The following is a 6566-nucleotide window of genomic DNA, read 5'->3' on the forward strand; positions in this document are numbered from 1 at the left end:
GGAGTGAGCAATATAGATTTTTTCTTGTTCAGATTATCTAATCTTTTTGCTTAATCCCCAACTTTTGAACCTGATCCAAAGTAATTTTTCTCCCTACAAAATCCCAATAAAAAAAGCTTCAGAGAAATCTGAAGCTTTTGTTTTGATAAGTAGTCCGTGGGGGAATCGAACCCCCCTTACCAGGATGAAAACCTGGCGTCCTAACCGATAGACGAACGGACCTGCTTTGTTGTTGCGGGTGCAAAAATACAACTGTTTTTAGAATACACAATAGCTTTTTTGAAAATTTTTTTCTGGCTTATTCTGGAAACAGGGCCTTTAGAAATAACCAATCGCAGAGGGGTAGAATGAATTAAAGTTGTATTCATTTGATTAAGAATTGGTTGTTTTGACAGTAAAAAACAGGAAATAAGATTTTTCTTTTCTTTTATTAAAATGATGCCTTTCAAAAAAAATGAAAAATATTTTTGCAATTATTTGTTTTGAAGGAAAATTCATGCGTTTTATTTGGGATTTTTCGAGGATTTTTCAAGAAAAGTAGATATCAGATAAAACTTAAAAGTATATTGTGCGAATGTATTTTGGTTTCGCACTTGCAATCTGAATCAAATCATAAATTAATTGCAGGACATAAAAACAAAAATAGCACCGGCTTTTTTGGGAATGAATCGGAATTATATTCTGGATAAGTTTCTTTTAAAAAAAACTTTAGAGGAAATCAATAAAAATGGATAAAAAATATATTTTTAGTGCTTGGAAAAATTAACCATTTAAACTTCACTTACCACCATGAAAATTATATCTAAGATAGTACTAATTTGCTTTTTATTATTCTCCTGCAAGGAAAGGAAAAAAGAGTTAAACGAAAGATTAAATAAGAAAGAGATTTTGGTTGAGCAGGAAGAAGATTTAATAACAGCTAAAAAAGAGAATGTAAATAATAATGTGAAAGTTAAATTTTCCGACTTAACCATTTTAGTAAAAGATTTGATAAAAGAGGTTGAAATGGATTGGCGTAATGAATCAGATCAGGATGATTATACTTATAGAGCAGAAAAAGATACTGTTTATTTTAATCTTATTCCTGGTGATTGGATGTTTGACAAAACATTTAAGATTGAACAAACTGAGTTTGAAGAGATAGAATTGTATGGACAAATTGAAGTGAAAATAGGAATTGAAACAGAACGAGAGATTGAAGTTCCACTTTGTGTTATTGACAATTGGAAAAGTTACAGGTCAGAATGGAGAAAGCTTAAAATCAATCAGGAAGATTTAAAATTTATATATTTTGATGAAAGTGCGGATCCTCCAATAAAATTTACGATTGACGAACTCAAACTTGCTGTAGAAAAAAATTGTGGAGCTGAATGGTTTGATGATATAAAGAATATTAAATCTCTTGAAAAAATAGACACTAGTTTTTTTACAACTAAATACATTTATAAAATAAGAGCAAAGAATAGTAAAACAAATCAAATAGTAGAAAAGTATTTTATATTTAATACCCCTACAAGCTGCTAAAATTAGTAAATATTATAGCTCTTCGAAATCGCCATAAAAGTTGCGCAGATGCCTTCACTTACATCGTAGTGCTACTTATGATACCTAATTGAACATTTGTATGTATATTTGATATCGGTGTTTTAATTCAGCATTTGTGCTTCTAACACCACAATTACAAACAAAAATACGGTGTCCCACTTCAGAGAAAACGATCTTATGTACATTGAACAAATAATAGAAACTATAAGTACCACCTACGTTACGTTAACAGAGGAATGTAAAGACGATCTCAAAAGAGGGGCAAAAGTTTTGACGTTTGATAAAGAGACAGTGCTTGTAAAAGAAGGCCAGTTTGCCGATAAACTCTATTTTATAATTAGTGGAAGTGCAAGAGCCTATTATACTAAAAATGGCAGGGATATTACAGATTGGTTTGCATTTGAGGGTGATTTTGTAAGTGCCATTGATAGCTTTTTCCGAGGCGGTCCAACGATATACAATATCGAATTGCTAGAACCCACAACTTTGTTGCAAATTTCAAAAGAAACAGTATTGGCATTGAGCGATAAACATCATTGTTTTGAGAAATTAGGAGGAATTGCGGTAACTAAAACAATGCTTAAATTGCGGGAAAGAGTTGTTTCGATACAATTTGAGAGCGCTTTGCAGAAATATAAAAGTCTATTAGATACGCGCCCCGATATTATTCAACGCGTTCAGTTAACACACATTGCTTCCTATATTGGTGTGACGCTTGAAACTTTGAGCCGGATTCGCAACCCAAAATACCGAATTTGATTTAGATCAAATGGATTTTCAATAAGTTGATTGAACTTTGCAGAAATCAAATGAGATGATACGAATTCATTCTATTTCAGGGCTAACCATTACAGTTTTTATTGGGTTACATCTATTCAATCATTTTTGCAGCATTTTTGGTGTGGTGACCCACATTGCAATAATGGATACTTTACGATTGTTTTATCGCAATACTTTTGTTGAGACAATTTTATTAGTGGCAGTTTTGGTTCAAATTGTATCAGGAATCAATCTTTTTAAGAAAAGCAGAAAAACAGCAACATCCCATTTTGAGAAACTACATATTTGGACGGGACTTTACCTGGCTTTTTTTCTAATTGTTCATGTGAGTGCTGTTTTCATCGCCCGCCTCTTTTTACATCTCGATACCAATTTTTATTTTGGTGTGGCAGGCCTTAATACCTTTCCTTTTTATTGGTTTTTTGTTCCGTATTACGGACTTGCAATTCTTTCTTTTTTCGGACATATCGCTTCCGTTCATAATAAAAAGATGAAAAGCAATGTTCTGAGTTTAACTCCGGCACAACAGGCAAAATCAATTCTTATATTCGGATTTGTGTTAACAATCATTCTATTTTATGGACTGACCAATCATTTTAATGGAGTAACATTCCCAAAGGAATACAGAATAATAATAGAAAAAATAAAGAAAGTATGATTGAGAAAAGAAATTTTGCCGATTGGTTTACTGGTGTATCTAAGAACTTCAAAAAAAATAAATTATGCTAAAATTAGGAGGATATATCAATATTGTAATTGCAATCGCTCACATCGTCGGATTGTTATGGGCGGACCAGATGTTTGAAATTACGGGAATTGGAAAAGAAATGGCAACACTAGCTCAAAAGCACAGTACTTTGCCTTATCTGCTGACCATTATTGTGGCTATTGTGTTTTTTATTTTCGGTCTTTACGGCCTTTCGGCAGCTAATAAATTTAGAAAGTTGCCATTTCTTAAACCGGTTATCTTTTTAATTGCCGGAATATATCTGCTGCGTGGAATAGGAGAATTAATTGCTGATACAATACAGGGAACAAACTCAATAGCTGAAACAATATATTCTTTAGTGGCTATAATAATCGGGCTTTTGTTTTTAATTGGCGGGTTGCAAAAATGGAGAGCGGAAAACAACATTTTGTTATGAAAGTAATCAATCTGCATACAAGAATAATTAATCAGCCTAAACACAAAATCGAAGAATTGTTTAGAACCTTATCGTCTGGAAACGATATGATGCTGGCAACAGACAAATGGCCGCCAATGCGATTAGACAACGGATTAAGTATTGGTTCAAAGGGTGGACACGGGCAAATAAGATATACCGTTATGGATTATAAGCCGGACCATTATATTCAATTTCAATTTACAGAACCAAAAGGATTTAATGGATTTCATAAGTTTGAAATTACGCAGTTAGATACTAATGTAACCGAGCTGAAACATTCTATTGATATGAATACAATAGGTTTGGCGACCCTAAAATGGGTCTTTGCAATTCGTTGGCTGCACGATTCTTATATTGAAGATGCATTTGATAAAGTCGAAAACCATTTTACAAAGGAAAAGAAAAATAACAAGTGGACCATTTGGATAAGGTTTTTAAGAAGAATTTTTAAGCCCAAAAAGAAATAAATTCCTAAAAATTCTACCCCATTAAGGGAAGAGTTCCTGATGAAAAGCAGTATGTTTTTTTTGGAATTTTTATAAATTATAGGCAAAATCATTTTTTATTTCTTCCATCACAAATGAACTTTGCACATTTGAAATCCCTTTGATAACCGATAATTTATCGATCACAAACTTTTGGTATTCGTTCATATCATTGACCGCCACTTTCAGTAAAAAATCATAATTTCCCGACACGTGAAAACAACCCATTATTTCGGGCAATACCAGAATATGCTGTTTAAAATCATCTATCAATTCGCGTGAGTGCACCGCCAAAGTAACCTGACAATATACACTGATTGATTTTCCAATTTTTTCAGAATCCAGCAAAGCGACATAATTCTTGATGTACTGCTTTTGTTCCAGTTTTTTGATTCTCTCAAAGGTGGGAGAAACAGATAAGCCTATTTTATCGGCAATTTCTTTGGTATTTTGCTTCGCATCTTGCTGCAAAAGCATCAATATTTTTTTATCTATGGCATCCATCTCAGAATAATTATATGGTTTTAGAAAAAAGAAATAGTAAATTCAATATTAAAAAACTTAATTATGATTCAAATTTAGAATTATATTTTGAGTTTTATTGTTAATAAAGAATATTAAACCATAAAAAGTACATTTACAGAAAAATTAAATGTTATGGCACCTATTTCAGAATCATTATCCATACAAGACAATCAACGTTTAGTCGATTTGAATCAATACATCGAAAATGCCAGAGATAATTTCTTGGGCTATCCTGTATCCAAAGATTTTGATTATTCGGAAATCAGTCATTTTTTAAAATATCCGATCAATAATCTTGGTGATCCTTTTGAAGACTGTACCTACAAAGTACAAACACACGAACTGGAAAGAGAAGTGGTTGGCTTTTTTGCCAAATTATTCCGCGCCAATCCAAAAGATTATTGGGGTTACGTTACCAATGGCGGTTCTGAAAGTAATTTGTACGGACTGTATCTCGCAAGAGAATTATATCCAAAAGCAATGGTGTATTATTCGGAATCAACCCATTACAGTGTGCGTAAAAACATTCATTTGCTCAACATTCCGAGTATCGTTATTCGCTCACAGGAAAATGGTGAGATTGATTATGAGGATTTTGAAAACACGTTGAAACTGAATCGCCATAAACCGGCTATTGTACTGACTACTTTTGGTACCACAATGAAAGAAGCCAAAGACGACGTATCAAAAATTAAAAACATTCTAAAAGCATTAGCCATACAGGATAGTTACATCCATTGTGATGCAGCCTTATCCGGAAGTTATGGTGCTTTTATGGAACCGCGACTTCCTTTTGATTTTATGGATGGTGCGGACAGTATTTCCATCAGCGGACACAAATTTATTGGTTCACCAATTCCAACCGGTGTTATTATCACGAAGCGTTCTAATAGAGACAGAATCTCGAAAGGGATCTCATATATCGGTTCCTTAGATACGACGATTACAGGATCCAGAAATGGGCATTCCCCGTTGTTTTTATGGTTTACCCTGAAAAAATTAGGGATTGAAGGTTTAAAAAAGCGTTATTTACACAGTCTGGAAGTAGCGGAATACTGTGAGCAGCGATTAAAAGACATGGGAATTGCTGCCTGGAGAAATCCAAATTCGATCACTGTAGTTTTTCCAAAAATAACCGAAGAAGTGAAATCAAAATGGCAATTAGCCACTGAGGGCGATATCTCTCATATTATCTGCATGCCAAACGTAACCAAAGAACAAATCGACTTGTTTATCAACGACGTAGAAAATTGCATTGAAGCCCCGGAAGAAATGGCAGAATTCAGTTGGTAGTGTTTTAGAATAGTATGGTTCATTCTGTTCTGTAAAAGAGCTTATAAAAAAAGCGTAAATGTCTCTGACTTTACGCTTTTTTGTATTGTAAGTGGTTTGAATACTAATAATACAATTTTGTATTAAACTTGAGGTAAAGTCAGAAGTTTGATATCGTTTTCGTTTTTTATATTAGATTTGTTTTTAGAGAAGACACAAAATCAGAGATATTTGTGTAACACTCAAGAGAACAGTTCGAAGAGGGGGGAGGCTTGGCCAAGCGCGGGATATACTATTGATAGAGCAACACTTTAAAAAAAGCATTATGAATGATCATTATAATTTGATGCAGCTCAAGTTGTTGATAAATGAAGTTTTTGAGGTAGATAATATCAATTTGGACACGGCAGTAAATAAGCTCCAAACAATATCAGAAGATAATGATTGTTTTATAGGTTTATTTAAAACAAAATTTAACATAGATATGAATGCTTTTGATTATTATGAATATTTTGATGAAGATGAATTTATATTGATTTCAATTTTTAGAAGAATCTTTCGAACGAAAAAAGAAAAGAAATCATTAACTGTGGAACATTTGTTATCAATTATAAATAAAGGGGAATGGTTTGAACCTGATCTCTAAGTATACCGTCCCGCTCGGCGAAGTGTTCATCTGCAACGCTGTGGCGAATGTCTCTGACTTCGCACCCGCAAAGTGATTAAGTTTTCTTGTAGAAGATGTAATTTGGAAATGATGATTAATATAAATAGAATTAAGAAAAGTCGGGAG

Annotated in this window: 8 protein-coding genes and 1 tRNA gene; 7 read left to right on the plus strand and 2 right to left on the minus strand. The window is 33.1% G+C overall.

Annotated elements, in window-relative coordinates; translation table 11 throughout:
- Positions 1–150: 150 nt before the first annotated feature.
- Positions 151–222, minus strand: a tRNA-Glu gene (locus JO950_RS20780).
- A 567-nt stretch (positions 223–789) separates the two neighbouring features.
- Between JO950_RS20780 and JO950_RS20785 the strand changes: the two genes are divergently transcribed.
- From JO950_RS20785 to JO950_RS20805, 5 genes are all read left to right on the plus strand, one after another.
- Positions 790–1524 (plus strand): hypothetical protein, encoded by a 735-nt coding sequence (locus JO950_RS20785; protein WP_202704353.1) that lies wholly within the window; start codon positions 790–792, stop codon positions 1522–1524.
- A gap of 198 nt (positions 1525–1722) precedes the next feature.
- The gene (locus JO950_RS20790; RefSeq protein ID WP_202704354.1) at positions 1723–2304 is read left to right on the plus strand and encodes a Crp/Fnr family transcriptional regulator; all 582 of its coding nucleotides are present in this window, start codon (positions 1723–1725) and stop codon (positions 2302–2304) included.
- 55 nt (positions 2305–2359) lie between these two features.
- Entirely contained in the window at positions 2360–2983 is a 624-nt protein-coding gene (locus JO950_RS20795; protein ID WP_202704355.1) for a hypothetical protein, read from the plus strand.
- A 64-nt stretch (positions 2984–3047) separates the two neighbouring features.
- On the plus strand, positions 3048–3470 hold the full coding sequence (locus JO950_RS20800; RefSeq protein WP_202704356.1) for a hypothetical protein: 423 nt from the start codon (positions 3048–3050) through the stop codon (positions 3468–3470).
- A complete protein-coding gene (locus JO950_RS20805; RefSeq protein WP_202704357.1) occupies positions 3467–3958 on the plus strand; it encodes a hypothetical protein in 492 nt (163 codons plus the stop codon). The genes JO950_RS20800 and JO950_RS20805 overlap by 4 nt, the downstream gene beginning before the upstream one ends.
- 69 nt (positions 3959–4027) lie before the next feature.
- Here JO950_RS20805 and JO950_RS20810 read toward each other — a convergent pair whose 3' ends face one another.
- Positions 4028–4480, minus strand: coding sequence for an Lrp/AsnC family transcriptional regulator (locus JO950_RS20810; protein ID WP_202704358.1), 453 nt, complete (start codon positions 4478–4480; stop codon positions 4028–4030).
- Positions 4481–4633: 153 nt separating this feature from the next.
- Between JO950_RS20810 and JO950_RS20815 the strand changes: the two genes are divergently transcribed.
- Both JO950_RS20815 and JO950_RS20820 read left to right on the plus strand, forming a co-directional pair.
- The gene (locus tag JO950_RS20815) at positions 4634–5794 is read left to right on the plus strand and encodes a histidine decarboxylase (RefSeq protein ID WP_202704359.1); all 1161 of its coding nucleotides are present in this window, start codon (positions 4634–4636) and stop codon (positions 5792–5794) included.
- 304 nt (positions 5795–6098) lie between these two features.
- A complete protein-coding gene (locus JO950_RS20820) occupies positions 6099–6419 on the plus strand; it encodes a DUF1493 family protein (RefSeq protein WP_202704360.1) in 321 nt (106 codons plus the stop codon).
- Positions 6420–6566: the final 147 nt, after the last annotated feature.

It is taken from the genome of Flavobacterium sp. UGB4466 (genome assembly GCF_903469665.1).
GTDB classification, from domain to species: Bacteria; Bacteroidota; Bacteroidia; order Flavobacteriales; family Flavobacteriaceae; genus Flavobacterium; species Flavobacterium lipolyticum.